At 62.9% G+C, this 25,124-nt stretch carries 26 protein-coding genes; 13 read left to right on the forward strand and 13 right to left on the reverse strand.

Translation table 11 applies throughout. The annotated features are described in order from the left end of the window. The first annotated feature begins 17 nt into the window (after positions 1-17). Together FF124_RS07875 and FF124_RS07880 are read left to right on the forward strand one after the other, a co-directional pair. Positions 18-701, forward strand: coding sequence for a helix-turn-helix transcriptional regulator (locus tag FF124_RS07875; protein WP_138747950.1), 684 nt, complete (start codon positions 18-20; stop codon positions 699-701). 20 nt (positions 702-721) lie between these two features. After that, positions 722-1,042 carry a tetratricopeptide repeat protein gene (locus tag FF124_RS07880; RefSeq protein WP_138747951.1) on the forward strand — a complete coding sequence of 107 codons (321 nt, stop codon included), beginning with the start codon at positions 722-724 and terminating at the stop codon, positions 1,040-1,042. Positions 1,043-1,045: 3 nt separating this feature from the next. Here the strand turns inward: FF124_RS07880 and FF124_RS07885 are convergent, their stop codons facing one another. Together FF124_RS07885 and FF124_RS07890 are read right to left on the reverse strand one after the other, a co-directional pair. Beyond that, complete coding sequence (locus FF124_RS07885; RefSeq protein WP_138747952.1) at positions 1,046-1,588, reverse strand: flavin reductase family protein; 543 nt, start codon at positions 1,586-1,588, stop codon at positions 1,046-1,048. Between the two features lie 115 nt (positions 1,589-1,703). Beyond that, the gene (locus tag FF124_RS07890) at positions 1,704-2,306 is read right to left on the reverse strand and encodes a superoxide dismutase (RefSeq protein WP_138747953.1); all 603 of its coding nucleotides are present in this window, start codon (positions 2,304-2,306) and stop codon (positions 1,704-1,706) included. 253 nt (positions 2,307-2,559) lie between these two features. Here FF124_RS07890 and FF124_RS07895 point away from each other — a divergent pair, with 253 nt between their 5' ends. Further along, positions 2,560-2,967: a group III truncated hemoglobin gene (locus tag FF124_RS07895; protein WP_138747954.1), complete on the forward strand. Its 408-nt coding sequence runs from the start codon at positions 2,560-2,562 to the stop codon at positions 2,965-2,967. A gap of 162 nt (positions 2,968-3,129) precedes the next feature. On the opposite strand, the gene FF124_RS07900 is transcribed toward FF124_RS07895, so the two are convergent. Further along, positions 3,130-4,299, reverse strand: coding sequence for an MFS transporter (locus FF124_RS07900; protein ID WP_138747955.1), 1,170 nt, complete (start codon positions 4,297-4,299; stop codon positions 3,130-3,132). 80 nt (positions 4,300-4,379) lie between these two features. Between FF124_RS07900 and FF124_RS07905 the strand changes: the two genes are divergently transcribed. Continuing rightward, complete coding sequence (locus tag FF124_RS07905; protein ID WP_138747956.1) at positions 4,380-5,261, forward strand: LysR substrate-binding domain-containing protein; 882 nt, start codon at positions 4,380-4,382, stop codon at positions 5,259-5,261. Positions 5,262-5,287: 26 nt separating this feature from the next. Here FF124_RS07905 and parC read toward each other — a convergent pair whose 3' ends face one another. Next, positions 5,288-7,567, reverse strand: coding sequence for a DNA topoisomerase IV subunit A (gene parC, locus FF124_RS07910; RefSeq protein WP_138747957.1), 2,280 nt, complete (start codon positions 7,565-7,567; stop codon positions 5,288-5,290). A 207-nt stretch (positions 7,568-7,774) separates the two neighbouring features. On the opposite strand from parC, the gene FF124_RS07915 reads away from it, so the two are divergent. After that, entirely contained in the window at positions 7,775-9,010 is a 1,236-nt protein-coding gene (locus FF124_RS07915) for a hypothetical protein (protein ID WP_138747958.1), read from the forward strand. Positions 9,011-9,296: 286 nt separating this feature from the next. Here FF124_RS07915 and FF124_RS07920 read toward each other — a convergent pair whose 3' ends face one another. After that, a complete protein-coding gene (locus FF124_RS07920) occupies positions 9,297-10,076 on the reverse strand; it encodes an SDR family NAD(P)-dependent oxidoreductase (RefSeq protein WP_138747959.1) in 780 nt (259 codons plus the stop codon). A gap of 129 nt (positions 10,077-10,205) precedes the next feature. Here FF124_RS07920 and FF124_RS07925 point away from each other — a divergent pair, with 129 nt between their 5' ends. Beyond that, positions 10,206-11,096, forward strand: coding sequence for an AraC family transcriptional regulator (locus FF124_RS07925; protein WP_138747960.1), 891 nt, complete (start codon positions 10,206-10,208; stop codon positions 11,094-11,096). Between the two features lie 43 nt (positions 11,097-11,139). On the opposite strand, the gene aspS is transcribed toward FF124_RS07925, so the two are convergent. Continuing rightward, positions 11,140-12,939, reverse strand: a complete 1,800-nt coding sequence (gene aspS / locus FF124_RS07930; RefSeq protein WP_138747961.1) for an aspartate--tRNA ligase — start codon at positions 12,937-12,939, stop codon at positions 11,140-11,142. A gap of 276 nt (positions 12,940-13,215) precedes the next feature. Here aspS and rnd point away from each other — a divergent pair, with 276 nt between their 5' ends. Next, entirely contained in the window at positions 13,216-14,361 is a 1,146-nt protein-coding gene (gene rnd / locus FF124_RS07935; protein WP_138748192.1) for a ribonuclease D, read from the forward strand. Positions 14,362-14,469: 108 nt separating this feature from the next. Here the strand turns inward: rnd and FF124_RS07940 are convergent, their stop codons facing one another. Then, entirely contained in the window at positions 14,470-14,877 is a 408-nt protein-coding gene (locus tag FF124_RS07940) for a DUF2000 family protein (RefSeq protein WP_138747962.1), read from the reverse strand. On the opposite strand from FF124_RS07940, the gene FF124_RS07945 reads away from it, so the two are divergent. Further along, positions 14,876-15,802, forward strand: coding sequence for an AraC family transcriptional regulator (locus FF124_RS07945; protein WP_138747963.1), 927 nt, complete (start codon positions 14,876-14,878; stop codon positions 15,800-15,802). The two genes, FF124_RS07940 and FF124_RS07945, sit on opposite strands and share 2 nt — an antisense overlap. 116 nt (positions 15,803-15,918) lie before the next feature. Here FF124_RS07945 and ruvB read toward each other — a convergent pair whose 3' ends face one another. Genes ruvB through ruvC form a run of 5 tightly spaced genes read right to left on the reverse strand, consistent with a single transcriptional unit; the run spans position 15,919 to position 18,805 of the window. After that, positions 15,919-16,953 carry a Holliday junction branch migration DNA helicase RuvB gene (ruvB, locus tag FF124_RS07950; RefSeq protein WP_138747964.1) on the reverse strand — a complete coding sequence of 345 codons (1,035 nt, stop codon included), beginning with the start codon at positions 16,951-16,953 and terminating at the stop codon, positions 15,919-15,921. Next, a complete protein-coding gene (locus tag FF124_RS07955) occupies positions 16,950-17,348 on the reverse strand; it encodes a type II toxin-antitoxin system VapC family toxin (protein WP_138747965.1) in 399 nt (132 codons plus the stop codon). Before FF124_RS07955 ends, ruvB begins: the two co-directional genes overlap by 4 nt. Next, the gene (locus tag FF124_RS07960; protein WP_138747966.1) at positions 17,345-17,605 is read right to left on the reverse strand and encodes an AbrB/MazE/SpoVT family DNA-binding domain-containing protein; all 261 of its coding nucleotides are present in this window, start codon (positions 17,603-17,605) and stop codon (positions 17,345-17,347) included. Before FF124_RS07960 ends, FF124_RS07955 begins: the two co-directional genes overlap by 4 nt. A 54-nt stretch (positions 17,606-17,659) precedes the next feature. Further along, positions 17,660-18,280, reverse strand: a complete 621-nt coding sequence (ruvA, locus tag FF124_RS07965; RefSeq protein ID WP_138747967.1) for a Holliday junction branch migration protein RuvA — start codon at positions 18,278-18,280, stop codon at positions 17,660-17,662. Positions 18,281-18,292: 12 nt separating this feature from the next. After that, on the reverse strand, positions 18,293-18,805 hold the full coding sequence (ruvC, locus tag FF124_RS07970) for a crossover junction endodeoxyribonuclease RuvC (RefSeq protein ID WP_138747968.1): 513 nt from the start codon (positions 18,803-18,805) through the stop codon (positions 18,293-18,295). A gap of 174 nt (positions 18,806-18,979) precedes the next feature. On the opposite strand from ruvC, the gene FF124_RS07975 reads away from it, so the two are divergent. Then, positions 18,980-20,770, forward strand: a complete 1,791-nt coding sequence (locus FF124_RS07975) for a potassium/proton antiporter (protein ID WP_138747969.1) — start codon at positions 18,980-18,982, stop codon at positions 20,768-20,770. A 234-nt stretch (positions 20,771-21,004) separates the two neighbouring features. Further along, entirely contained in the window at positions 21,005-22,201 is a 1,197-nt protein-coding gene (locus FF124_RS07980) for a phosphoglycerate kinase (RefSeq protein ID WP_138747970.1), read from the forward strand. A 61-nt stretch (positions 22,202-22,262) separates the two neighbouring features. Here the strand turns inward: FF124_RS07980 and FF124_RS20530 are convergent, their stop codons facing one another. Then, positions 22,263-22,421, reverse strand: coding sequence for a hypothetical protein (locus FF124_RS20530; protein WP_187326861.1), 159 nt, complete (start codon positions 22,419-22,421; stop codon positions 22,263-22,265). Positions 22,422-22,623: 202 nt separating this feature from the next. Here FF124_RS20530 and FF124_RS07985 point away from each other — a divergent pair, with 202 nt between their 5' ends. The 3 genes from FF124_RS07985 to rcdA all read left to right on the forward strand — a co-directional run bounded on the left by FF124_RS07985 (position 22,624) and on the right by rcdA (position 24,895). After that, positions 22,624-23,907 (forward strand): MFS transporter, encoded by a 1,284-nt coding sequence (locus FF124_RS07985; RefSeq protein ID WP_138747971.1) that lies wholly within the window; start codon positions 22,624-22,626, stop codon positions 23,905-23,907. After that, a complete protein-coding gene (locus FF124_RS07990; protein WP_187326862.1) occupies positions 23,897-24,097 on the forward strand; it encodes a DUF1192 domain-containing protein in 201 nt (66 codons plus the stop codon). The genes FF124_RS07985 and FF124_RS07990 overlap by 11 nt, the downstream gene beginning before the upstream one ends. A gap of 288 nt (positions 24,098-24,385) precedes the next feature. Beyond that, a complete protein-coding gene (gene rcdA / locus FF124_RS07995; RefSeq protein WP_138747973.1) occupies positions 24,386-24,895 on the forward strand; it encodes a protease adaptor protein RcdA in 510 nt (169 codons plus the stop codon). Positions 24,896-25,124 lie beyond the last annotated feature (229 nt).

The raw sequence follows: 25,124 nt of genomic DNA on the forward strand, positions 1-25,124 counted from the left end.
ACAAGACCCGATGAAGCATGGCACGCGACACCGAGACCAATCCCCAGAACAGCACTCCGAGCGCCGGCTATACGACCCGCAGCGCCGGCGACCGCATTCTCATGCAGTTGAAGATGCATGGCGGGCTGACGGCGGCCGAGCTCGGAAAGCGCCTCGGAACCACTGGCGAGGCCGCGCGCCAGCAACTGGCCCGGCTTGCAGAAACGGGGCTCGTTGCGCCCGAAAGCATCCGCGCAGGCGTCGGCCGCCCGCGCCAGGTATGGAGCCTGACGGCGGCCGGAGAGGCGCGTTTTCCCGATACCCATGCGACGCTGACGGTGGAGCTTCTGGAAAGCATTCGCGCCGAACTTGGCGAAGCGGCGCTCGAGACGGTGATCGCCGCGCGCGAACGGCGCGCCGGCAGCCTCTACGAGACCGCGATGGAGGGCTGCGACAGCCTGGATGAGAAGCTCGCCGTGCTGACGCGACTGCGCTCTGCCGAGGGCTATATGGCGGACTGGTACGCGGCGGAAGACGGCACGCGCCGTTTTGTCGAGCATCACTGCCCGATCTGCGCGGCGGCCACCGCCTGCCAGGGCTTCTGCCGCTCGGAACTCGCGATCTTCCGCCAGCTTCTCGGACCCTCCGTCGACATCCGCCGCGACGAGCATATCGTCAAGGGCGGTCGGCGCTGTACCTATGTCGTCAGCGAGACGCGATAGAGATGGGAAAGGAAAGCTGCATGCCCGCCGGAATTCGCGAGGCGCTGGAAAAACAGGTTGCCGAGGGCAAGGACAACGCGCTCTGCCGGCTGACGCTTGGCCGTATTCTGGGCGGCGAGGACCGGCTGGACGAGGCGATCGCCCATCTTGTCCGCGCGCTCGAACTTGATCCCGATTATTCCGCCGCCTATTCGGCGCTCGGCAAGGCCTATCAGCGCAAGGGCGACACCGCGCGCGCCATCGAAACATTCGGGAAGGGCGCCAACGTTGCCACCCGCAAGGGCGATCTGCAGGCCGCGCGGCAAATGCAGGTGCTGCACCGCAAGCTCAACAAGGGCTGACGTTCAGCCGAGACCCCGATAGCCGCGCCCGTGCCAGATCAGCGGCGAAGCCCCCTCCTCCCGCGCGATTTCGGCGATCGAGCCGGCGAAGAGCACATGCGTGCCGGTATTGATCCGGCCGATCACATCGCAATCGAGCGCCGTCATCGCGCCCGCAAGCTTCGGATTGCCGGAGGGCCAAGCCGTCCATGTGCCGCATTTGAAGCGGTAGGCGGGCGCGATGCGGCCGGCAAAGGCGTCCGCCACGGTCCATTGCGTCGCCGCAAGCATGGCAAGCGAGAACGCGCCCTTTTCCGCAATCAGGCCCGCCAGATGCGCTCCTGCGTCGATCGACACGAGAATGGAGGGCGGCGCGCCGCTGAGGGAGAAGACGGCGGTCGCGGTGCGGCCGGAGCGCTCCCCCTCAGAGGCCGCCCCGACGATGCAGACGGTTGCGGCAAGCGAGGCCATCGCATCGCGGAAGTCCTGTTTGTCGATCGGCGTGCGGGCCGGTTTTCCAAGCGGCATGGGCCGCGCCCCGCTTGCGGCAAAGGCATCGACCGTCATGATCCCTCTCCCGGTCTTTCGGAGAAGAGGCCGGCGCAGTCTTGGGTAAAAGCATAAGTCATCGGATCAGCGAACGCCGCGCCTGTTCAACAAAGGCGCGGCGTCCGTCCTTTCATCAGCCGAGATTGGCTTCGGCGAATTCGTAATTGGCGAGGCGATCGAGGAAGTTTCCGACATAATCGGGACGGCGGTTGCGGAAGTCGAGATAGTAGGAATGCTCCCACACATCAAGGCCGAGCAGGACCTTGCCCTCGCCGGTGGCGAGCGGATTGGAGCCGTTCGGGGTCTTCGCCGTCTTCAGCTTGCCGTCTTCGCCCAGCACCAGCCAGGCCCAGCCGGAGCCGAACTGGCCGACAGCGGCCGCCTTGAAGGCGTCCTTGAAGGCATCGACGGAGCCGAAATCTTCCACAATCTTGGCTTCCAGACGACCGGGGATGCCGCCGCCCTTGGGCGAAAGCGCGTTCCAGAAGTGCAGGTGGTTCCAGTGCTGGCCGGCATTGTTGAAGACCGGGGCGAGATCGGCCTCGTCCCTGGAAAAGGCAATGATTTCCTCAAGCGACTTGCCCTGAAGATCGGCATTCTTCTCGACGAAGCCATTGAGCGTCGTCACATAGGTCTGGTGGTGCTTGCCGTGATGCAGTTCCAGCGTCTCCTGCCCCATGCCGCGGTCGGCAAGGGCGGAATGCGCATAAGGCAGAGCAGGCAGTTCAAAAGCCATTTTGTTTCTCCCGTGATCGCGCGCCGAAGCGCGCCGGTTATTTAACAAGCAATACCTTTGAAAATCATCGACGCGAATATGTCAAGCGATGACTAGGAAAATTAGAGGGATGCGACGACGATGCCCGCTCCAGAACGATCTCCCCCTCAGGGGGAGATTGATGACCGCGACGCCAGCGCTTCGCCGCCGCCAGGACAAAAAGCCAACAGCCGGACGCCACCGAAGGCCAAAACGAAACGCGCAAGGAAAACCAATGCAGCAAACACCCATCACTGCAGCGCTGATCCGCACGGTCGTGACCGAATTCTACGCGAAAGCCCGCAAGGACGCGCCCCTCGGCCCGGTCTTCAGACGCGTGGTGCCGGATGAGCGATGGGCCGCGCATATCGCGAAGATCACCGATTTCTGGAGTTCGGTCTTCCTGAAGACGGGGCGCTACCAGGGTCGGCCAATGCCGGAACATCTGGCCATCCCAGAAATCTCCGACGTCCATTTCCGACGTTGGCTGAAACATTTCGGCGAGACGACGGAGGAGGAGTGCCCGCCCGAAACAGCCGCGCTTTTCCGGGAATGGGCCACAAAGATCGCCGACGCCATGCGCATCAATATCGCCATGCAGCGCGGAAAAAGTCTGGTGGAGTTGCGAACGCTGACAGGATGAGAGCCACGATTACGGCATCAAGGCCAACAGCCCGATAACGGCTCGAAACGAATTACCGGAGCGACCGATCCGGAGCATTCCGGACGACCCTCGCGCAATCGGGGTACGCTCCGCATAACCTTTTCAAGGGGGACATGATTCCGCAAGGTCATTCCAGCCCCCTCAACGCCGCAACGACAGAAGCAGGGCGAGACCGGCCGCGACCGCGCCGAATACACATGTTCCCGTCCAGCCCCACGCGGCATAAGCAGAACCGCCAATGCCGGCGCCGACGGCGCCGCCGGCCAGCATGGTTGCCATGAAGACGGTGTTGAGGCGGCTTCTCGCTTCGGGATCGAGCGAATAGGCCAAAGTCTGGTTGGCGACCTGCGACGATTGTACGGCAAGGTCCATTACCAGGATACCGACCACCAGCCCGGCAAGCGATCCCCGCCAGAAGCCGAAAATGACGAAGGCGAGCACGACAAGGCCGGCGCCGAGCGAGGCCACCAGTGCCGGCCCGCGTTTGTCGGCAAGGGCGCCGGCAACAGGCGCGGCCAAGGCGCCCGCAACGCCGACAAGCGCCAGCAGGCCAACGGCCGTGCCACCGAGCTGGAAGGGCGGTTCTGCCAGGAGCAGCGCAAGATTGGACCAGAAGCCGATAAACGCTGCGAAAATGAGAAACTGCACCGCGGCCACGCGTCGCAGAACGGCATGTGTCCGGGCCAATGTCCAAAGAGAGCCGATCAGACGCGGATAGCTCATATCTGTCGTCGGCGGAACGCGCGGCAGCCGGATTGCCAGAGCGATGCCGATCATGACCATAAGGGCTGCCGCAAGCCAGAACACGAAGGCCCAGCCCCAGAGGTCAGATACGATGCCGCTCAGCGTGCGGGCGAGCAGGATGCCGATGAGGATGCCGGCGGTTACCATGCCGAGCGTCCGTCCCTTCTGCGCGGCCGGCGCCAGATGTACGGCAAGCGGAACAATCTGCTGAGCCACGGTGGCAAACAGGCCCACGGCAAGACTGACCGTGGCAAGCCACACGAAACTGGTCGAAACCGCAGCGCCGATCAACGCGGCCACCAGAAAGGCGGTCGTCGCAAGGATCAGCGATTTTCGCTCCAACCGGTCTCCGAGAGGGGCAAGAAACAGCACTCCAAGCGCATTGCCGGCCTGGGTCAGCACCGGCACAATGACAGCCGTTCCGGCCGCAAGGTCGAAATCGATGGTCAGATGTCCCAGGAAAGCCTGGTTGTAGTAGCTGTTGGCAACGGCCGCCCCTGCCCCGATGGCAAGAAGGCGGACAAGGGCGGGGGAAAGCCGCTCGGAGACGGAAGGGTTTGTTTGCATGCGGATATGACATACATGCCCGGTCCGCTCATACAAATCATATCTATTGCTGAACGATTTAGTTTTGCTAAACTGTCTTCATGGTTTCACCCGTCTCCTTCGGCGCATTGCGCGCCTTCGTCGAGGTCGGCCGTCAGGGTAGCATCAAACGCGCGGCGCATGTGCTGAACGTGACCCCGGGCGCCGTCAGCCAGCAGATCAGGACACTTGAAGCGCGCTTTGACGTGACCTTGCTGGAGCGTGGAAACCGCTCGATAAAGCTTTCGCCGGATGGTCTTCGCCTGTTCGGCAAGATTGCGCCGGGTTTTGAGCAGATTGACAGCGCTGTTGCGCTTTTCGGAGATCGACGGACGCGCCCGCTCGTCATTACCACGACGCCCTCCTTCGCCGCATGCTGGCTCACGCCCCGACTCAGCCGCTTTACCACGCGGCACCCGGAGATCGAGGTTCAGATCGGAACCTCGGCGCAACTTGTCGACATGGCGAACGGGATGGCGGATATCGCGATCCGGCATGGTTCCGGAAAATATCCCGGCCTCGATAGCAAGCCGCTGTTCAGGCCCCGACTGATTGTCGTCGCGAGCCCCGAAATTCTGGTCAACGGACCGCCGGCCAGTCCTGCTGATTGTCTGCGTTACCCGCTGCTGCAGGATCGTGACAGGGCCGACTGGTCATTCTGGCTGGACGCCCACGGCGTTGCCCCGACCCGAAACGCGACAAAGGGACCGGGATATGCCGACGACGCTCTGCTGATCCAGGCGGCCATCGCCGGCCAGGGCCTCGCCGTCGTGCGCGACATCTATGCCGCAAACGCGCTGAAAGCCGGCAGCCTGGCGCTGGCGATCGACGCGCCCGTAGACCTGTCAGCAGGCTATTTTGCGGTTGTAAGGCCGGACAAGGCGAGACGCCCCGGGTCCGCTGCATTCATGCAATGGCTCCTCAACGAAGCGCGCGAACAGTAGCTCGATCAAGCACGGAAATGACGAATTCACCCCCGAAACGTCCCGTTCCGCGGAAAGCCTTTGGGTGCGATCCTTCCGGCGGTGGCGCGGTCGCCGCGCCATTCCATCAGTTCATCGACGCTGCGGGTGTGGGTGCGCCCCGCGCTGTCGGTCCAGGTGAGGCCATCTTCCAGCGCGAAGCATTTGGCGTCTGACAGACCGCCATCCTTGTAGCGTTGCAGGCGCACGCCCTTGCCGCGCGCCATCTCGGCGATCTGCGACAGCGGGAAGACGAGGAGCTTGCGGTTCTCGCCGATGACAGCGACGTGGTCGCCCTTGGCCGGCGTCAGCAGCTTCACCTCCACGGGCATCGTCACATTCATCACCTGCTTGCCCTTGCGGGTGTTGGCAACCATCTGGTCTTCGTCGATGACGAAACCGTTGCCGGCGGTGGACGCGATCAGCATCTTGCGGCCGGGCTCGTGCACGAAGGCGGTGACGACGTCCTGGTCGGCATCGATATCGACCATGATGCGCAGCGGCTCGCCATGGCCGCGCCCGCCCGGCAGCTTGTCGGCGCCGAGGGTGAAGGCCTTGCCGCCGGTGGTGACGATCAACAGCTTGTCGGTGGTCTGCGCCGGGAAGGCAAGCTTCAGGCTGTCGCCATCCTTGAACGAAAGGCCGGAGGCATCGACATGGCCCTTGAGCGCCCTCACCCAGCCCTTTTCCGAGATGACGATCGTGACCGGCTCCTTCTCGATCATCGCCTGCTGGATCGCCTCGACATCGGTCTCCGGCGCATCATCGAAGGTGGAGCGGCGGCGGCCGAGCTCGGTCGCCTTGGCGAAGGTCTTCTTCACCTCGCCGATCTCCCAGGCGACCGTCTGCCACTGCTTGTCGTCGGAGGCGAGCAGCGCCTCGATATCGGCCTTTTCCGCCGACAGCGCGTCGAATTCCTTGCGGATCTCGATTTCCTCGAGCTTGCGAAGCGCGCGCAGCCGCATGTTGAGAATGGCTTCCGCCTGCACGTCGGTGATCTCGAAACGCTCGATCATCACCTGTTTCGGCTCGTCCTCCTCGCGGATGATACGGATCACCTCGTCAAGGTTCAGATAGGCGATCAGAAGCCCGCCGAGGATTTCAAGCCGCCGCTCGATCGCCGCCAGCCGGTGGCGCGAGCGGCGCTGCAGCACCTCGCGACGGTGGCCGAGCCATTCGGTGAGAACATCGACGAGGCCCATCACCTTCGGCACCTTGCCTTGGGAAAGCACGTTCATGTTCATGGAAAAGCGGCTCTCCAGATCGGTGAGCTTGAACAGCGATTCCATCAGCAGCGCCGGGTCGACGGCGCGCGATTTCGGCACCAGGACGACGCGGATATCTTCGGCCGACTCGTCCTGGATATCTTCGAGAAGCGGCAGGCGGCGGGCGATCAGCAGTTCGGCGATCTTCTCGATCAGCCGCGATTTCTGCACCCCATAGGGAATTTCGGTGACGACGATCTGGTAATTGCCGCGCCCGAGATCCTCCTTCTCCCAGCGCGCCCGCACGCGAAAGCCGCCACGGCCCGTCTTGTAGGTTTCGACCATGGAGGCGAAATCCTCGACGATGATGCCGCCGGTCGGGAAATCCGGCCCCTGGATCATGTTCGCCTTCGGCCCGTCGGCGTTCGGCAACGTCATCAGGTCTTCGACCGTTGCGTCCGGATGCTTGATCAGGTGGATCGCCGCCTCGCACAGCTCATGAGCATTGTGCGGGGGAATGGAGGTCGCCATGCCGACGGCAATGCCGGTGGAGCCGTTGGCGAGCAGGTTCGGAAAGGCGCCGGGCATGACCACCGGCTCCTCGTCCTCCTCGTTATAGGTGGGGCGGAAGTCGACGGCATCCTCGCCGATGCCTTCCAGCATCAGCGCCGCCACATCGGTCATGCGCGCCTCGGTGTAGCGCATGGCCGCCGCGCTGTCGCCGTCGATATTGCCGAAATTGCCCTGGCCGTCGACCATCGGATAGCGCTGGGCAAAGCTCTGCGACAGGCGCACCAGCGCATCATAGATCGAGGCGTCGCCATGGGGGTGGAACTTACCCATGACATCGCCGACGATGCGGGCGCACTTCTTGTAAGCCGACCCCGGGCGCACCCCGATCTCGCTCATGCCGTGGATAATGCGGCGGTGCACGGGCTTCAGCCCGTCGCGCACATCCGGCAAGGCGCGGTGCATGATCGTCGACAGCGCATAGGCGAGATAGCGTTCTTCCAGCGCCTTGCGCAGGTCCACGGCATCGATGTGGTTGTCGCCGTCATCCGGCGGAAGAATTTCGTTTCCCATGGGGTTTTGTTAGTGGATACAACCGGCTCCCGCAAGGCGCGCGAGGGCCCAATCCCCTGAATTCACGGGCGCTCCGGCAAGTAAAGAGGCAAAGAAGCGCGTCCGCGCGCGGCCCAAGCGGCTTCATCTTTTCTGGCACAATTGCATTTCGGTCATATATGCCGAATAACACGTGTGAGAATCAAAAACCGACCTGGGAGTGACACCATGCGCACATCGCCTTTCCGCCACCTTCTCCTCGCCGGCAGCATCCTCTCGGCAAGCGCGGCTCCCGCCTTCGCGCTCGATGCCGAAGACATGCTCTCAAAGCTCAATGCCGCCGCCACCGCCCAAGGCAGCCTCAGCTTTACCTATGACGATGTCGAGGAGAGCGACGACGGCGATCTCACGGTTTCCGGCGTGGTCTTCGGCCCCGGTGCGGAAATGACGGATGCGTCGATCGAGATGGAACAGGTCGCGCCGGTGACGCTTAATTTCGAGGGCGTGCGGGAAGACGGCAATGGCGGCTACACGATCGACAAGGTCTCAACCTTCGATCTTGCCTTCTCCGCCGATGATTTCGCAATCGATATCGGCTCCTTCACCCAGGGCGACATCAAGGTTCCGGCAAGCCCGGACGCGGATATGATGTCGGGCATGAACTATGCCGGCTCCACGCAAGCCGCCGACATCACCTTCACGACCGACGGCCACCAGGTGGCGAAGATTGAAAACGTCGCCGCCGACCAGACCATCGAGAGCGGCACGAAAGCGAGCTTCCTCGGCACCGTTTCCGGCATCGCGATCGACCTATCCGGTGTCGACGACATGGAGGACGAGGCGCGCGAGACGCTGAGGGCGCTTGACCTGATGGAGATGCATGCAGCCGTGACCGTCAGCGGCGACTGGGACATGCAGTCCGGCGACATGAACTTCTCGACCTATGAGATCGCGGTCGAGGATGTCGGTACGCTCAATATCAGCTTCGGTATGACCGGTCTGACGCTCGAGACCATGGAGACGCTCCAGAAGCTGGCCGAGGAAGGGCAGAAAGCGCAAGAGATCGGCGCTTCAGAGGCCGAAGACGGGCAGAACCCCTCCCAGCAATATCTTCTCGAACTCGGCCAGAAGATCGGGCTTTCCGAACTCCGCTTGAGCTTCACCGACGATTCGATCACCACGCGGGCGCTGCAATATGCGGCCGAAAAGGAAGGCATGATCGCCGAGGAGATGGCTGACAAGATCGAGGTCGATCTCGGCGCGAGCCTTTCGGCGATGAATGTGCCGGGCCTTGCCGACATGGTGACCACCGCCGTCGGCACCTATTTCTCCGATCCGCAGAATATTTCGGTGTCGATCAAGCCGCAGATGCAGATGCCGATCCTGGCCGTCGTGATGGCCGGCGCCGCCGCCCCGCAATCGATCCCGAAACTGCTGAACCTGCAGATTACGGCAAACGAATAGGCCTTGTTGCAAGCCCCGGCAAAAAAACCGCCGGGGCTCAGACTGCTGACAAAGCCTGTTGGAGATGTAAGAAACCTGCTCCCCATTCTCCGTCACCCCGGCCTTGAGCCGGGGTCCAGGGTGCAGAGCAAGGGCCACAAGAAAACCTTTTGCCACAGTGCCCTACGCGCCACGGCCCTCGCTATTTGGCCCTGGATGCCGGCTCAAGGCCGGCATGACGGATGACAGTGAAGCACAGTTTGCTAATAAACTGAGCCCGGCAAAAGACCGCCGGGGCTTTCTTCGGTCAAAGCAGCATGCCCCCCGAGACCTCGATGCGCTGGCCGTTGACCCAGCGGTTGGCCGGTTGAAGCAGGGCCGCGATCATTGGACCGATGTCCTCCGGTTCGCCGGCCCGGCCAAGCGCCGTGTTGCCGGCGACCATGGCGTTGACCTCCGGATTGTCGCGAACCATGCCGCCGGAAAAGTCCGTCGCGATCGCGCCGGGCGCGACGGTATTGGCGGCAATGCCGCGTTCGCCGAGTTCGCGCGCCAGATAGCGGGTCAGCACTTCCACTGCGCCTTTCATTGCTGCATAGGCCGCGCTGCCGGCGAATGAAAAGCGCGTCAGCCCAGACGAGACGTTCACGATGCGGCCGCCGTCATTCATCAGCGGCAGAAGCGCCTGGGTCAGCAGGAACACGCCCTTGAAGTGAATGTTGTAGAGGGCATCAAGTTCGGCCTCGGTCGTGGCCTCGATCGGCTTGTGCAGTCCGGTTCCGGCATTGTTGACCAGATAGTCGAACCGGCCGGCGCCCACTTGGGCGAGCGCGTCGCGGACCTCCTCGAAAAAGCGGACAAAGCCCGCCGGCTCTGCCGTATCAAGCTTAAGCGCGACCGAACGGCTTCCGGCAGCCTCCGCCAGCGCCAGAACCTTGTCCGCCTCTTCGCGGTTTGATCGATAGGTGAAGATCGTCGAGACACCCTGCTTCGCAAGGCTCAGGACGGTGCTGCGGCCAAGCCCTCGGCTACCGCCGGTGATGATCGCGACCGGGCGTCGTCCGTCTGTTGTATTTTCGAAAGTCATGATGTGCTCCTTGTTGTCGGAGCCCGGAAAATACGGCCCGGGGACACGAATTCGAATGTCGGATCGACAGCGCTTCTTGCCTATTCCTGCTCAATCCCTATCTCGAATGAAAACAGGGGAGTTTCTTCGATGCTTGACCAACTGGCGGCGCGGGCCGAGCGCCTGACACGGGACAGGACGCGCGACGGCGTCTACGAAACCGGGATCGAAGGTTTTTGCCTGCTGCGGATCCCGGACGCGGACAAGGCCTCGCACACGATCCACAAGCCCGCGCTCTGCTTCGTGCTGCAGGGCGCGAAATGGACGATGTTCGGCAACAGGCGGTATGACTATCGCGCCGGCCAGGCGCTTGTCGCCTCGGTGACGATGCCCGGCAGCAGCCGCGTGGTCGCAGCCAGTGACGAAGCGCCCTATATCGCCGCCGTCATCGAGCTCGACCCTGATGCCATGCTTGCCATCCTTGAGGATATGGATGACCAGCCCCTGCCTGCCGGCGGTCCGGCGAGCGCCGCCCATGTCGTCGATTGCGGTCCAGCGCTGATCGCCAGCATCTCGCGCGCGCTTGACATTGCCGAAACGCCGGAAGAGGCCGCCATCCTCTATCCCGGCGTCATGCGGGAACTGTGCTACCGCTTGCTCAGAAGCCCGAACGGCGCGGACATCGCCCGCATCCTGCTCGGGCCGGGCCACAAGCGCGGCGTCATCGAGGCGATCCACGCGTTGAGGAACCGGTATGCGGAACCGATCCGCGTCGACGAATTGGCGACAATCGCGCGGCTCAGCCCGTCGGCCTTTCACCGCCAGTTCAAGGCGATCACCGGCATGACCCCGCTGCAATACCAGAAGCAGACGCGTCTTGTGGAAGCGCGCCGGATGATGCTTTCGGAGGGCGTCAACGCAGAGGCGGCCGCCTTTGCCGTCGGCTATGAGAGCGCATCCCAGTTCAGCCGCGAATATGCCCGCGCCTTCGGCGCGCCGCCGCGCCGCGACATCGAGGCGCAACGAAAGACGGCGGCCTGATTGCTCGGGCCGCCGTCGCATGATTTCGCTCTGATCCGAAAAATCAGTCTTTCTTCTGCGGCAGGATGCGCAGGCCCAGCTCACGAAGCTGCGCCGGGCTAGCCTCGGCAGGGGCGGACATCAAGAGGTCCTGCGCCTGCTGGTTCATCGGGAACAGCGTTACCTCGCGCAGGTTCTTCGCGCCGACGAGCAGCATCACGATGCGGTCGATGCCGGCCGCCATGCCGCCATGGGGCGGAACGCCGTACTGGAAGGCGCGGTAAAGGCCGCCGAAACGCTCCTCGACCACATCGGCGCCCAGGCCGGCATGACCGAAAGCGGCCACCATGGTTTCCGGCGAGTGGTTGCGGATGCCGCCGGAGGCGATCTCGAAGCCGTTGCAGACCATGTCGTACTGGAAGGCCTTCAACGCCAGCAGGCCTTCATCGCCGTCCGCCGCCTTCAGCGCCTCCATGCCGCCCTGGGGCATGGAGAAGGGGTTGTGGGCAAAGTCGATCCGCTTCTCGTCCTCGTTCCATTCGTAGAACGGGAAATCGACGATCCAGCACAGCGCGTAGCGGTCCTTGTCGGTCAGGCCCAGCTCGTCGCCCACACGGGTGCGCGCCTCGCCGGCAAAGCGGACGAACTGGTCCGGACGGCCGGCGACGAAGAAGCAGGCGTCGCCGTCTTCCAGGCCAAGCTGCGCGCGGATCGCATCGGTGCGTTCCGGGCCGATATTCTTGGCGAGCGGACCGGCACCAGTTACCTCTTCGCCTTCCTTGCGCCAGAAGATGTAGCCGAGACCCGGCTGGCCCTGGCTCTGCGCCCAGGAATTCATCCGGTCGCAGAAGGCGCGGGAGCCGCCGGTCTTGGCGGGAATGGCCCAGACCTCAACCTTCGGGTCCTTGGCGATCATGCCGGCGAAGACCTTGAAGCCCGAGCCGTCGAAATGCTCGGTCACGGCTTCCATCTCAATCGGGTTGCGGAGGTCCGGCTTGTCGGAACCGTATTTGCGCATGGCAACATCATAGGGGATGCGCGGGAATTCTTCGGTCACCGGCTTGCCGTCGGCAAACGCCTTGAACACGTCGCGCAGCACCGGCTCCATCGTTTCCAGAATGTCGTTCTGCTCAACGAAGCTCATTTCCAGGTCGAGCTGGTAGAATTCGCCCGGCAGGCGGTCGGCGCGCGGATCCTCGTCGCGGAAGCAGGGCGCGATCTGGAAATAGCGGTCGAAGCCGGAGGCCATCAGAAGCTGTTTGTACTGCTGCGGGGCCTGCGGCAAGGCGTAGAACTTGCCCTGATGGATGCGGCTCGGCACCAGGAAGTCGCGCGCGCCCTCAGGCGAGGAGGCCGTCAGGATCGGGGTCGAATATTCGGTGAAGCCAGCTTCTGCCATCTGCTTGCGCATTTCGGCGATGATCTTGGTGCGCTTGACGATATTGGCGTGCAGCGTTTCCCGCCGCAGATCCAGGAAGCGGTATTTCAGGCGCAGGTCTTCCGGATATTCCGGCTCGCCGAAAACCGGCAGCGGCAGTTCCTTGGCGGCCGACAGAACCTCGATTTCCTCGGCGTAAAGCTCGATCTCGCCGGTCGCCATGTTCGGGTTAACCGTCTCTTCGGTGCGTGCCCGCACCTTGCCGTCGACGCGAATCACCCACTCGCCGCGCACCTTTTCCGCGTTGGAGAAAGCGGGCGAATCCGGGTCGGCAACAACCTGGGTCATGCCATAGTGATCGCGCAGGTCGATGAAGAGCACGCCGCCATGGTCGCGCACGCGGTGCACCCAGCCGGAAAGGCGGGCGGTCTGGCCAACGTCGGACTTCTTGAGGGCGGCACAGGAATGGCTGCGATAGCGGTGCATAATCTTATCCGTAAAAGGTTCTGGAAGGCAGGCAGGCGGTATTCCGCGCCGGACTTCGCGGGTGAATTCCGGCGGAAAAGCGCATGGCAGGCCCTCTTTGTCAAGGCAAAGCCCGTTTGGACGCTGCTAAACCACATCGGGCGCGCAACAGCAAGCTTTACCGCCGGCAGGAGGCCCGCAAGCGGCGTTTTCCCTCCGGCATTTTCCGTCGCGCCTTGACATCACCGCCCTAAAGGCCAAGGAAAGATGGCGAAACCAAACGACCGATATGTCCTGATGATCGAAACCACTGCTGCTCTTGAAGAGGCCTGCGCCAAGCTCGCCAAATCCGAATTCGTCACCGTTGACACCGAATTCATCCGCGAAAGCACGTTCTGGCCTGAGCTTTGCCTGATCCAGATGGCAAGTCCGGACCTGGAAGTGCTGGTCGATCCGCTGGCCAAAGGCATCGACCTGAAGCCGTTTTTCGACCTTATGGCCGACCCGTCCGTGGTCAAGGTGTTCCACGCCGCCCGCCAGGATCTCGAGATCGTCTATCATATGGGCGGGTTACTGCCCGCGCCGCTGTTCGACACGCAGGTGGCGGCCATGGTCTGCGGCTTCGGCGATTCGATCTCCTACGACCAACTCGTCTCGCGGCTGACGGGCGCGCATATCGACAAGTCGTCGCGCTTTACCGATTGGCGTGCGCGCCCGCTCGATGACAAGCAGCTGTCCTATGCGCTGGCCGACGTCACCCATCTGCGCGACGTCTATCTGAAGCTGAAGGAAGAGCTTTCCCGCGAAGGCCGGACCGACTGGGTAGACGAGGAAATGGCGATCCTCGAATCGCCTGCAACCTATGACCTGCCGCCCGAACAGGCGTGGACGCGGCTCAAGCTCCGGATCAAGAAGCCGCTCGATTTCGCCGTGATGCAGGAAGTCGCCGCCTGGCGCGAACGCGAGGCGCGCGAACGCAATGTGCCGCGACGGCGCGTGCTGAAGGACGACGCGGTCTACGAGATCGCCCAGCAGCACCCGACGGAGCCGCAGGCGCTTGCCAAACTGCGGATGATCCCCAAGGGCTGGGAACGCTCGCAGCCCGCTTCCGGCCTGATGGAGGCCGTCAAGTCGGCGCTTGCCACCCCGAAGGCCGACCTGCCGCGCATTCCGCGCCAGCCGCAGATGCCCGAAGGCGCCGCCGCTGCCGCCGAACTCCTGAAGGTCCTGCTCAAGATCGTTGCCGAGCAGAACCAGGTCGCCGCCCGCGTCATCGCCTCTTCAGACGATCTGGACAGGATCGCTGCGGAAGGCGAGGAAGCCGATGTGGAAGCGATGAAGGGCTGGCGGCGCAAGCTCTACGGCGAACCGGCGCTGCAACTGCTGAGGGGCGAGGTCGCCTTGCGCTTCGTCGAGAAGAAGGTGGAGATGATCACGGTCTAGCGCATCGGCCCGAAAATCGGAATCGATTTTCGGAAAGCACGATGCGTAGACAAAATAGGTTAGAGCGTCCTTTGTGCGTCCGAATGGACGCACGGCGCTCTAGGTGCTTCAGGGATGCATTTTCGCACCCTTGGAGATTTTGTCCGCGACCTTTCTTTCCGCGCGAAATGCGATGCCGACGAGCTTGGCGTCTTCCCGCGAGAACTTTGCGAAGACGGCGCGATTGGCGGCATCATGGCCGGTGGAAAACATCTCCTCCACATAAACCGAGGCAGGTACGCCGCGCTCAACGGCGCGCTGCAGCGCCTTTGAGAGTATGGCCTGATTTCCGCCGAGCACTATGATCGGCTGGGCGCAGAGCGGGTAATAGACATTGCCGTCGCGGTCCCTGTAGTCTTCCCCCATCAGCCCCTCCTCGGCCGCCGCGATGCCGGTGGACAGGAAAGCGGTGACGTTGAGCTTTTGCCAGACGGCAAGGTCTTCGCGCACGATGATGACGAATTTGGTGTCGAACATGAAAACGAACTCCGGAATGGGATTTGAGGGACCGGACGACACCCTACAGCGCCGGAGGGACGGCGATCTTGAACGTTTGTGCAGAGGCGACGCCATCATCACCGCCCCGGTTGAAGACGGGATCGAGCGGATCGAGGCGCGCTTTTGCGGGAACGGCTTCTCGCCGCATCGCCACGACACCTATGCGCTGGGACTGACAATGTCCGGCGTCCAGACATTTTCCTATCGCGGGGCCACTCGCTTCTCCCTGCCCGGACGGCTGATCATTCTTCATCCGGACGAACTGCATGACGGCGGCGCCGGCGACGACGCCGGTCTGACCTATCGGATGATCTATCTCAGTCCCGAGCGGATCGGCGCGGCGCTTGAAACAATGTCGGGTTTTCGGAACCTGCCGTTCGTGCAGGCGCCGGTGATTGATGACCCGGCCTTACGCGCGACCCTGGCCGACGCGCTTGGTGAACTTGATGCGGAAATGGGAGAGCTGAAGCGCGACGGTCTGATTGCCGATATCGCTGGCCATCTTCTGCGCCTCGGAGATGCCGGAGCGGGATGCAAACCCGGGCCAGTCGCACGGCCGGCACTCCGGCGCTGCCGGGAATATCTTGCCGAAAGCGCCGGGACAGATATCGGCTCCGAAACACTTGAGGCCATCAGCGGTCTCGACCGGTTTTCGCTTGCCCGCCAGTTCCGCGCGGCCTTCGGCACCTCGCCGCACCGGTATCTGGTGCAGAGGCGACTGGAACGGGCAAAGGCGATGATTGCCGCAGGAGAAACGCTCGCAGGCGCAGCACTCTCCGCCGGTTTCGCCGACCAGAGCCATATGACCCGGCATTTCCGGAAGACCTACGGCATGACGCCGGGACGGTTTCAGACGCTGGCGGCACGACACAGGCCCTCCACTTTGTCGAAGCCTTCGACATAGCTATGGCATGCCGCGCGGGCTTCCTCGCGTGGAATGACCGGTTTGGCCAAACAGAACGGATTTCATTTAAACCTGAAGGGCTCTAAGCCCTTCGCGCTGCGGCACGCCGGCAGAACCTACTCGCCCTCGTCAAACAGCCGGAACTGGTCGATTTCCTTCGGCGGGTTGAGACCGAGATGTTTCCAGGCGGTGGCGGTCATCACCCGTCCGCGCGGGGTGCGCTGAATAAAGCCCTGCTGGATCATGTAGGGCTCGATGATATCCTCGATCGCATCGCGCGGCTCTGAAAGCCCCGCCGCGATCGTCTCGATGCCGACCGGACCGCCGCCGAAATGCTGGCAGATCATGTTGAGATAGCGCCGGTCCAACTGGTCGAGACCCATATGGTCAACTTCCAGCCGCGTCAGCGCCTCGTCGGCGATCGTGCGCGAGACTTCGGTCGCGTCGGCCACCTCGGCGAAATCGCGCACGCGCCGCAACAGCCGGCCGGCGATACGCGGCGTTCCGCGCGCGCGACGGGCGATTTCGCGCGCGCCGTCATCGCTCATGCCAAGCCCCATCAGACGCGCGCCCCGACGGATGATGCTCTCAAGCTCCTCCACCGTGTAGAAATTAAGCCTGACGGGAATGCCGAACCGGTCCCTGAGCGGCGTTGTCAGAAGCCCAAGCCGGGTGGTGGCGGCCACGAGCGTGAATTTGGACAGGTCGATCTTGACCGAACGCGCGGCGGGGCCCTCGCCGATGATCAGATCGAGTTGAAAATCCTCCATCGCCGGATAGAGGATTTCCTCCACCGCCGGGTTCAGCCGGTGGATTTCGTCGATGAACAGCACGTCGCGTTCTTCGAGATTGGTCAGGAGCGCCGCCAGATCCCCGGCCTTGGCGATCACCGGGCCAGACGTGGCGCGGAAATTGACGCCGAGTTCCTTGGCCATGATCTGCGCCAGCGTCGTCTTGCCAAGGCCCGGCGGGCCGACGAAGAGAACGTGATCCAGCGCCTCTCCGCGCCGTTTGGCCGCCTCGATGAAGATCTTCAGGTTCGCCCGCGCCTCTGCCTGTCCGGTGAAATCATCCAGCGTCTGCGGCCGCATGGCCGCATCGAGGTCTTCGACGCGGGCGTCGGGCGATATCAGGCGTTCAGGTTCGCTCATTTCAAAAGTTCCATTCCCGGAATTGCGGCCGCGGCGGCCTTGTCCAGCGTCATCGTGACGCGACATCCCGCGTGTTCGTTCCTGAGCGCGATCAGGATATCGGCAAATTCGGCACTCGTCTGCCGCATCAAATCAAGGGCGCTCTCGACCAGACGTTCATCTTCCATTTCAATGTCGCCCGCCTCGAGAAGGTCGCCGATCGCCAGCGAGACATCACCGCGCGAAATGCCAAGGCGCTTGCGCAGAAACCAGGCAAACTCCATCAGCGTGATGCAATTGATAAAGCCCGGCCCCTTCTCCGGCAATTGCCGGATGAGGTCGTTCACGGCCTGCGACTGACTTTCGTCGTCCTGCAATACAAGCCTCAGGAGGACATTTGTATCGAGACCGATCATGAACGCTCGGCCACATGCGTTGCAATTGCCTCTCCGACGATATCCTCCATCTCTTCCGCCGAAATCGTCACCCTTTCGGGATCGTGAAACCGGCCCTTGAGGTCGATCGCCCGCTTGTTCTTGGCCTTCATGACGATCTCGCCATCACGCACCACATAGCGTATGCGGTCGCCGGGGTTGAGATTGAGGATCGCCCGGATCTCGGCGGGAACAGTCGTCTGCCCCTTCGATGTCATAGTGCCGTAGTAGACGCTCATCGCCACGTGTCCTTACATCTAATGCCCTGCAAGGAAAACACTAGCATGAAAGGATTAACTCGCCAATTCCTTCAGACCCAGACGGATAAGGACGGCGCTGTCTGCCCCCTCGCCCGCCTTCTTCAGCGCGGCCGAGACCGCGCCGGCGGCCTGATCGCGCGAGTAACCAAGATTGGAGAGTGCCGAAATCGCATCCGAGACGGCGGCAGGCGCGGCCCCCTCGCCCACCTCCTGGCGAAAGGCAATCTCCGCGCTGTCGCCCATGGAGAGCCCGGCGGGCACCTTGTTCTTCAGTTCTGTGACGATACGGGTGGCGACCTTTGGCCCGACACCGGGCGCACGCGAAACGGCCGTCTTGTCGCCCAGCGCAATGGCATTGGCGATCTCGCCGGCGGTCAGGGTGGAGAGAATGGCGAGCGCAACGCGCGTGCCGACCCCCTGCACGCTTTGCAACAGATTGAACCAGCCGCGCTCCTCGGCGCTGATGAAGCCGTAAAGCTTCAGCTGGTCCTCGCGCACGAAGGTCTCGATCACCAGCGTCACCGCCTCGCCGGGCGAACCGATGCGCGAGAGCGTGCGCGCCGAACAGAAGGCCACATAGCAGACGCCATGGACATCGACGAGCACATGGTCATCGCCGATCTCGTCAATCACGCCCTTCAACTTGCCGATCATGCTGCCTAATTCCTATCCGGCCAACGCCGCTTTCATCATCCGGTTCGCACCACGGTTATGCGCGTGACAGATGGCGATCGCCAGCGCATCCGCCGCGTCGCTGCCCTTGAACTGAACCTTTGGCATCAGGACCTTCAACATCATGTGGATCTGCGCCTTGTCGCCATGGCCGACGCCGATCACCGCCTTCTTCACCGCGTTCGGCGCATATTCGGAAACATGCAGGCCGGCAAGAGAGGGCACCAGAAGCGCGATGCCGCGCGCCTGGCCAAGCTTCAGCGTCGCCACCGCATCCTTGTTGACGAAGGTCTGCTCCACCGCCGCCTCGTCCGGCCGCTGGCTGTGCACAACTTCTGAAAGCCCGTCGTGCAGTTGCCTGAGACGCGAGGCGAGATCCATCTGCCCATCCGTCGTCACCGTGCCGGAGGCGATGAATTTCAGCGAATTGCCAAGCGTCTCGATCACGCCCCAGCCGGTGCGCCGGAGGCCCGGATCAATGCCAAGAATACGAATCGTCTTTTCCATGCGCTTCACCCTATCGATGTTGGTGCAAGCCTTCCAGACAAAAGTGAACAAAACAAAAACATCCACAAAGACCGCCCGCCGCCCGGACTTTAAAAGCGAACCGCCGCGCACTATCTGGCCCCTCACATCAGGGTTTGGAAATGCGTGCCGGCCGCCGGCCGGAAGGAAAGACGATTGACGACATTCTATCTCGCGGTGATGATCTTTTCCGCGCTTGTTCTGCTTGCCGCGCTTTCCAGCGCGCTTGCCTTTCGCTTCGGCGCGCCGCTCCTGCTGCTCTTCCTCGGCGTCGGCCTTCTCGGCGGAACCGACGGTTTCGGCATCGAATTCAACAATGACGCGCTGACCTTCTATGTCGGCTCCCTCGCCCTTGCCGTGATCCTGTTCGACTCGGGCTTCGGCACCGCGTTCAAGACCTTTCGCGCCACGGCGGCGCCGGCGATCCTGCTCGCGACCCTCGGGGTTCTTCTCACCGCCGGGCTGGTTGCGGTCGCGGCAACCTTCATTCTCGGCTTCACCCTGCTCGAGGGGTTCCTGCTCGGCGCCATCGTCGCCTCCACGGATGCGGCAGCGGTGTTCTTCCTGATGCGGATCGGCGGCATTCACGTGGTCGACAAGGTGAGCTCGACGCTCGAGGTGGAATCCGGCATCAACGACCCGATGGCGATCTTTCTGACCATGACGCTCGTCTCCATGCTCTCGGTGCAGGGCTCCGGCGCCGAAGAGACGCTCACCATGGTGCTCCATTTCTTCCGCGAGATCGGCTTCGGCCTGATCTTCGGACTTGCCGGCGGCGTGCTGACCATCCTGATCGCCAATTCCTTCGGCCTCAATCGCGGCCTCGCGCCGATCCTGGTGCTCACCGTCGCGCTTCTGGTTTTTTCCGCAACGGGGGCTGCCGGCGGCAGCGGCTTCATGGCCGTCTATATCGCAGGCCTCGTGGCCGGCAACCAGCGGGTGCGCTATTCCGGCTCGATCCGCCGTTTCCAGGAGGGGATGACCTGGCTTGCGCAGATCATCATGTTCCTGCTCTTGGGCCTTCTCGCCACGCCGCGCAATTTTCCGGAAATCCTTGTTCCCGCGCTCGGGCTGGCACTGTTTCTCGTCTTCATCGCCCGGCCTATCGCCGTCTGGATCTGCCTTTCCTTCTTCGACTACCGCCCGCGCGAGACGAAATTCATCGCCTGGATCGGCCTGCGGGGCGCTGCCTCGATCCTGCTTGCCATCCTGCCGGCGATCTACGGGCTGGAGAATGCCGGCCTCTATTTCAACATCGTCTTCATCATGGTGCTGGTCTCCCTCATCCTGCAGGGCTGGCTGCTCGGACCGGTCGCCCGGCTCCTGAAGCTTGTGCGGCCGAAGGCGAGCGGCGCACTGGAAACCGTCGAGATCGACCTTCCCGGCAATGCCAAGCACGAGCTTCTCGTCTATCGCCTGGCCGAAGGCGCGCCGGTGTTGAAAGGCGCGCTCATTCCGCGCTGGGCGATCCCCTCGCTCGTCGTGCGCGATGGTCTTTCCATGCGCTATTTCTACGCCGGCGACCTGAAGGCCGGGGATTACCTCTATCTCTTCGTTGTGCCGGGCATGTCCTATCTGCTGGACCAGATATTCGCTGATCCGCAAATGGTGGGCGAAAAGGGCGAGGAGCCGATGCTTGGCACGGACGTGCTGATGCCCGACCGTCCGCTGCGCGAGCTTGGCGCGATCGATCCCGAGGTCGCCATTCCGCCCGGCCAGGAAGAAACAGCGCTTGCCGACTTCATGAAGGCCAGGCTCGGCGGCAAGCCGGAGGTTGCCGACCGGCTGCATCTCGGCCCCCTGTCGCTGATCGTGCGCGAGACCGACGACCAACACAATGTGGTTTCCGTCGGAGTCTGGCGGGAGCCCCTGGAAGACGACGCGCCGCAACTTCTGCCGCCCTTCTGGCAGCGGGCCATGCGCCGTCTTCTGCGCAAGGGGCTTTGACGAAGAGGGGCTCCTGCCGGCCCGGGTTTTCCGCTGCGCTTTTCTGACCTCTGTCATTGCCGCCTGAAGCGTTTTTGACTAGGAGTCGAAGCGCCCAAGATGATTTCTGGCGGTGCATCATGCACCCGACGTCAAGGACCGGCATGCCGAGGCCTGGGAAAAGGCCTCCGCCGGCCCGCAAAATCCCGAAGCGCCGGCCTGCCGGCCCTTCCAACCGCAAAAGAGGAAGACACCATGCCTGCCTTCAAAACTCTCGATGACCTTTCGGACCTGACCGGCAAACGCGTCCTGGTCCGCGTCGACCTGAACGTGCCTGTCAGCGAAGGCCGGGTCACCGACACGACGCGTATCGAACGGGTCGCCCCCACCATCCTGGAACTCTCCGGCAAGGGCGCCAAGGTCATCCTGATGGCCCATTTCGGCCGTCCGAAGGGCCAGGTCGTTGCCGACATGTCGCTGAAGCTGATCGTGCCGGCCGTCGAGGAAGTGCTCGATCACGCCGTGAAATTTGCAGACGACTGCATCGGCCCGGACGCCGAAAAGGCCGTCGCGGCCATGCATGACGGCGATATTCTGCTTCTGGAGAACACCCGTTTCCACAAGGGCGAGGAAAAGAACGATCCCGAATTCGTCGCCGAACTGGCGAAGAACGGCGATATCTACGTCAACGACGCCTTCTCCGCCGCCCACCGCGCCCATGCCTCGACCGAGGGCCTCGGCCACCACATGCCCGCCTATGCCGGCCGCACCATGCAGGCCGAGCTCGAGGCGCTGGAAAAGGGCCTCGGCGCTCCCAAGCGCCCGGTCGTCGCCATCGTCGGCGGCGCCAAGGTGTCCACGAAGATCGATCTCCTGGAAAACCTGATCGAGAAGGTCGACGCGCTGGTCATCGGCGGCGGCATGGCCAACACCTTCATCGCCGCCAAGGGCATCGATGTCGGCAAGTCGCTGTGCGAGCATGATCTAGCCGATACGGCGCGCGCGATCATGGCGAAGGCAGAGAAGACCGATTGCGCGATCGTTCTGCCGGTCGACGGCGTTGTCGCCCGCGAGTTCAAGGCGCATGCGGCAAACGAGACGGTGGCCATCGACGCCATTCCGGCTGATGCAATGATGCTCGATGTCGGCCCCGAATCGGTCAAGGTCGTCAACGAGTGGATCGGCAAGGCGGAAACGCTGGTCTGGAATGGCCCGCTCGGCGCCTTCGAGATCGAGCCCTTCGACGCTGCCACGGTCTCGGCCGCGAAATTCGCCGCCGAACAGACCAAGGCCGGCAAACTCACCTCGGTTGCCGGCGGCGGCGATACCGTCTCCGCGCTCAACCATGCCGGCGTCAAGGATGAATTCAGCTATGTCTCGACCGCCGGCGGCGCCTTCCTCGAATGGATGGAAGGCAAGGTCCTGCCGGGCGTCGACATTCTGAAGAAGTGAGCGTCACGACAGACAATGGCATGACGTATGGGGCGGCCCGCGCGGCCGCCTTTTTTTGGCCTCAGGACGGACGGATCATCAGGACCAACACCATCATCGCCAGGGCAAAGGGCGCGATCTTCCAGAAATCCATGCGCTTCTTCAGGCCCGGCAGGCCGAGCGGCTTGATGATCTGAACCGCCATGGCGGCAACGAGAAGCAGCGAAATCAGCTTTGCCATCAACGTCCCTGTCCGCCCGGTCGCGGGCGGTTTGTCGTGAGCCTTACCACTCTTAGCGCGCCCGAAACGGCGCGTCACCCGTAACGGATTGATTTCTTCAGTGCATTCCCGCTACGCGGTGGTAATATTGGCGGAACATGCGCAGGCCGTGCTGCGTTGCGCCTAAGCTCCCTTTATGTCTTTCATTCACCCAGGCGACTTGATGAAACGTAATCTCTTCCCTGTTTTCGCGCTGCTTCTCGGCACGCTCTTCCTTTTCTTCGGCAACGGTCTCCATGGTCTTCTTCTGCCGCTGCGCGGCACGGCGGAAGGCTACAGCGACACGGCGCTCGGCTTCATCGGCACGTCTTGGGCATCCGGTTTCGTGCTCGGCTGTCTGTTCGCGCCGAAGCTGATCATGCGCATCGGCCATGTGCGTGCCTTCGCGGGCTTCATTGCGCTGATTTGCATGGTCGCGCTGATCACCGGCGTGTTCGTCAACCAGTATGCCTGGATCGGGCTCAGGGCTGCCACCGGCTTTGCCATGGCCGGCACGCAGATGATCATCGAAAGCTGGCTGAACGAGCGGGTCGACAACAAGAGCCGCGGCACGGTCTTCACCTTCTACACCGGCATCACGCTGTTCGGCGTCGTCGGCGGCCAGCTCGCCGTCGGTTTCGGCAATCCCAACGCGCCGATCCTGTTCATGGTCGCCGGCATTGTCTACTGCATCGCAATGCTGCCGACGACGGTGTCGAACGCCGCCTCGCCGCGACCGCTTCAGGCCGTGCGGATCGACCTGAAACTGCTCTACCGCAATTCGCCGGTCGCCTTTTTCGGCGTTCTGCTCACCGGCATCGCCAATGGCGCCTTCGGCACGCTGGTGGCCGTATTCGCCGCGCGCGCTGGGCTTCCCGACAATCAGGTCGCCTTTCTGGTGACTGGCGCCATTCTCGCCGGCGCGCTGGCGCAGGTGCCCGTCGGCCGGCTGTCGGATCGGATGGATCGCCGCCACGTGATCGCGGGACTTGCCGGCATTGCCGCCGCCGCCGCCATCGCCGTTCTCATCCTCAAGCCCGGCAGCACGACGCTGATCGTCCTGATCGCGATCTACGGCGCGACGGCCAACGTGCTTTACCCGATCACGGCGTCCCATGCCAACGACTTCGCCCGGCCGGAAGACTATGTGAAGATCGCCAGCGGCCTGCTGTTCCTGTTCGGCGTCGGCACGATCATCGGCCCGACGGTCGGCGGCCCGGTGATGTCGAGCTTCGGGCCTTACGCCCTGTTCTTCGTCACGGCCACCGCGCATGTGCTGATCCTTGCCTATGCCATCATCCGCTCACGCATCCGCGCCGCCATACCCGTCGACGAGCGCGACGCCTTCACCGCGATGCCGGATGCCGCCACGCCGGTTTCAACGCCGGAAGGCGTTGCCATGAAGAACCCGAACCGCGATGCTCCCGCGCAAGAAGATCAGGACAGGAGGGAAGACCATGCCGCTTGACGACGACAACGAGGCACGCAAACCGCCGAAGGGACAGTATATCATCGGCGCGGACCTCGAAGAACATTCCGTCGAGGCGCTGGAAGGCTTTGTCGCGGATCTGCGCCGCGAGATCGAACGCCTTGAGGCAGCCATCACCAAGAAGGGCAGCGGCCGCGAGACCGCCGAAAGCTTCTTCAGAAAGAAATGACACGCGCCCGGCAGACTCCGTTAAACAGATATTAACCTTTCCAAGGTGTTATAAGGCATCCGCCATGCGGAGTCGGGATTTCTGTCTTTATTCCGATCATCACCCTTTGACTTATGAGCCGCCCATCGCGGCTCTTTTTTTTTGGGGTTGCGCGCAATCGGCGGTGGGTATTAACCCTTCATTAAGAAACGGGTTGCGGAAATACGCTACAGGTATAAGTGTTGTCGACGTTGTTGAAGACCTGCCGCACAGGCGTATCGCGGCGGTCGGCGTAGCCAGAGTATGCAGATGACCAGTACCGGGGCAAATCCGATCAATTTCGCGGGACGGGCCGCCAACTCACCCCAGTTCGAGGCCCTCTATGCCGAAGGCATGACGCTGGTCGAAGAGACGGCCGCCTATCTGGACGGCCCCGGACGGGCCGCCTCGAAACATTTGAACGCCAAGGCCGCCTCGCTCTATTCCGCTGAATCGATCCGCCTGACCACGCGGCTGATGCAGCTGGCCTCCTGGCTTCTGCTTCAGCGCTCACTCAATTCCGGCGAAATGACGCGCGAACAGGTGGTGCAGGAGCGCCGCAAGCTGAGGCTCGGCGGCGGCGGAAACGAGGACGAAATCTCCGCCTGGAGCGAACTGCCGCCGGGCTTCCGCGACCTCGCCGACCACGCGACCCGGCTGGAAACCCGCATCCGCAAGCTGGACGAAAGCCTGATGCGCGAGAACGCAACGCCCGAACCCGCGAACAACCAGGTCATCGCCCAGATCGACCTGTTGCAGACGGCCTTTGCGCGGCGATAAAGAGCGGATTTCAGGGCAACGCTTTTCTCACCCAGGCGTCGCGGTTGAACACCCCCCCTCCCTACCTATATCGGGTCATGCTCGGGCTTGACCCGAGGATCCAGGCCGCACGACAAACAGCTGCAAAAACTGTCCTGGATTCAATCATCTGAACCGCCTGGATGCTCGGGTCAAGCCCGAGCATGACGCAGGTGGAAGGATGGAGACCAAAAAGAAAACCCGACTGATG

Origin of the sequence: Martelella lutilitoris, assembly GCF_005924265.1 — a bacterium.
Lineage (GTDB): Bacteria > Pseudomonadota > Alphaproteobacteria > Rhizobiales > Rhizobiaceae > Martelella > Martelella lutilitoris.

What these genes read in the sequence shown, in the direction of transcription:
- aspS (WP_138747961.1), bottom strand. Translation starts at nt 12,939, where the DNA reads ATGCACCGCTATCGCAGCCATTCCTGTGCCGCCCTCAAGAAGTCCGAC.
- FF124_RS07980 (WP_138747970.1), top strand. Translation starts at nt 21,005, where the DNA reads ATGCCTGCCTTCAAAACTCTCGATGACCTTTCGGACCTGACCGGCAAA.
- FF124_RS07985 (WP_138747971.1), top strand. Translation starts at nt 22,624, where the DNA reads ATGAAACGTAATCTCTTCCCTGTTTTCGCGCTGCTTCTCGGCACGCTC.
- FF124_RS07895 (WP_138747954.1), top strand. Translation starts at nt 2,560, where the DNA reads ATGCAGCAAACACCCATCACTGCAGCGCTGATCCGCACGGTCGTGACC.
- ruvB (WP_138747964.1), bottom strand. Translation starts at nt 16,953, where the DNA reads ATGAGCGAACCTGAACGCCTGATATCGCCCGACGCCCGCGTCGAAGAC.
- FF124_RS07945 (WP_138747963.1), top strand. Translation starts at nt 14,876, where the DNA reads ATGAAAACGAACTCCGGAATGGGATTTGAGGGACCGGACGACACCCTA.
- FF124_RS07915 (WP_138747958.1), top strand. Translation starts at nt 7,775, where the DNA reads ATGCGCACATCGCCTTTCCGCCACCTTCTCCTCGCCGGCAGCATCCTC.
- FF124_RS07955 (WP_138747965.1), bottom strand. Translation starts at nt 17,348, where the DNA reads ATGATCGGTCTCGATACAAATGTCCTCCTGAGGCTTGTATTGCAGGAC.
- ruvC (WP_138747968.1), bottom strand. Translation starts at nt 18,805, where the DNA reads ATGGAAAAGACGATTCGTATTCTTGGCATTGATCCGGGCCTCCGGCGC.
- FF124_RS07960 (WP_138747966.1), bottom strand. Translation starts at nt 17,605, where the DNA reads ATGAGCGTCTACTACGGCACTATGACATCGAAGGGGCAGACGACTGTT.
- FF124_RS07925 (WP_138747960.1), top strand. Translation starts at nt 10,206, where the DNA reads ATGCTTGACCAACTGGCGGCGCGGGCCGAGCGCCTGACACGGGACAGG.
- rcdA (WP_138747973.1), top strand. Translation starts at nt 24,386, where the DNA reads ATGACCAGTACCGGGGCAAATCCGATCAATTTCGCGGGACGGGCCGCC.
- FF124_RS07940 (WP_138747962.1), bottom strand. Translation starts at nt 14,877, where the DNA reads ATGTTCGACACCAAATTCGTCATCATCGTGCGCGAAGACCTTGCCGTC.
- FF124_RS07920 (WP_138747959.1), bottom strand. Translation starts at nt 10,076, where the DNA reads ATGACTTTCGAAAATACAACAGACGGACGACGCCCGGTCGCGATCATC.
- FF124_RS07875 (WP_138747950.1), top strand. Translation starts at nt 18, where the DNA reads ATGGCACGCGACACCGAGACCAATCCCCAGAACAGCACTCCGAGCGCC.
- ruvA (WP_138747967.1), bottom strand. Translation starts at nt 18,280, where the DNA reads ATGATCGGCAAGTTGAAGGGCGTGATTGACGAGATCGGCGATGACCAT.
- FF124_RS07880 (WP_138747951.1), top strand. Translation starts at nt 722, where the DNA reads ATGCCCGCCGGAATTCGCGAGGCGCTGGAAAAACAGGTTGCCGAGGGC.
- FF124_RS07990 (WP_187326862.1), top strand. Translation starts at nt 23,897, where the DNA reads ATGCCGCTTGACGACGACAACGAGGCACGCAAACCGCCGAAGGGACAG.
- FF124_RS20530 (WP_187326861.1), bottom strand. Translation starts at nt 22,421, where the DNA reads ATGGCAAAGCTGATTTCGCTGCTTCTCGTTGCCGCCATGGCGGTTCAG.
- FF124_RS07905 (WP_138747956.1), top strand. Translation starts at nt 4,380, where the DNA reads ATGGTTTCACCCGTCTCCTTCGGCGCATTGCGCGCCTTCGTCGAGGTC.
- FF124_RS07890 (WP_138747953.1), bottom strand. Translation starts at nt 2,306, where the DNA reads ATGGCTTTTGAACTGCCTGCTCTGCCTTATGCGCATTCCGCCCTTGCC.
- FF124_RS07900 (WP_138747955.1), bottom strand. Translation starts at nt 4,299, where the DNA reads ATGCAAACAAACCCTTCCGTCTCCGAGCGGCTTTCCCCCGCCCTTGTC.
- FF124_RS07885 (WP_138747952.1), bottom strand. Translation starts at nt 1,588, where the DNA reads ATGACGGTCGATGCCTTTGCCGCAAGCGGGGCGCGGCCCATGCCGCTT.
- parC (WP_138747957.1), bottom strand. Translation starts at nt 7,567, where the DNA reads ATGGGAAACGAAATTCTTCCGCCGGATGACGGCGACAACCACATCGAT.
- rnd (WP_138748192.1), top strand. Translation starts at nt 13,216, where the DNA reads ATGATCGAAACCACTGCTGCTCTTGAAGAGGCCTGCGCCAAGCTCGCC.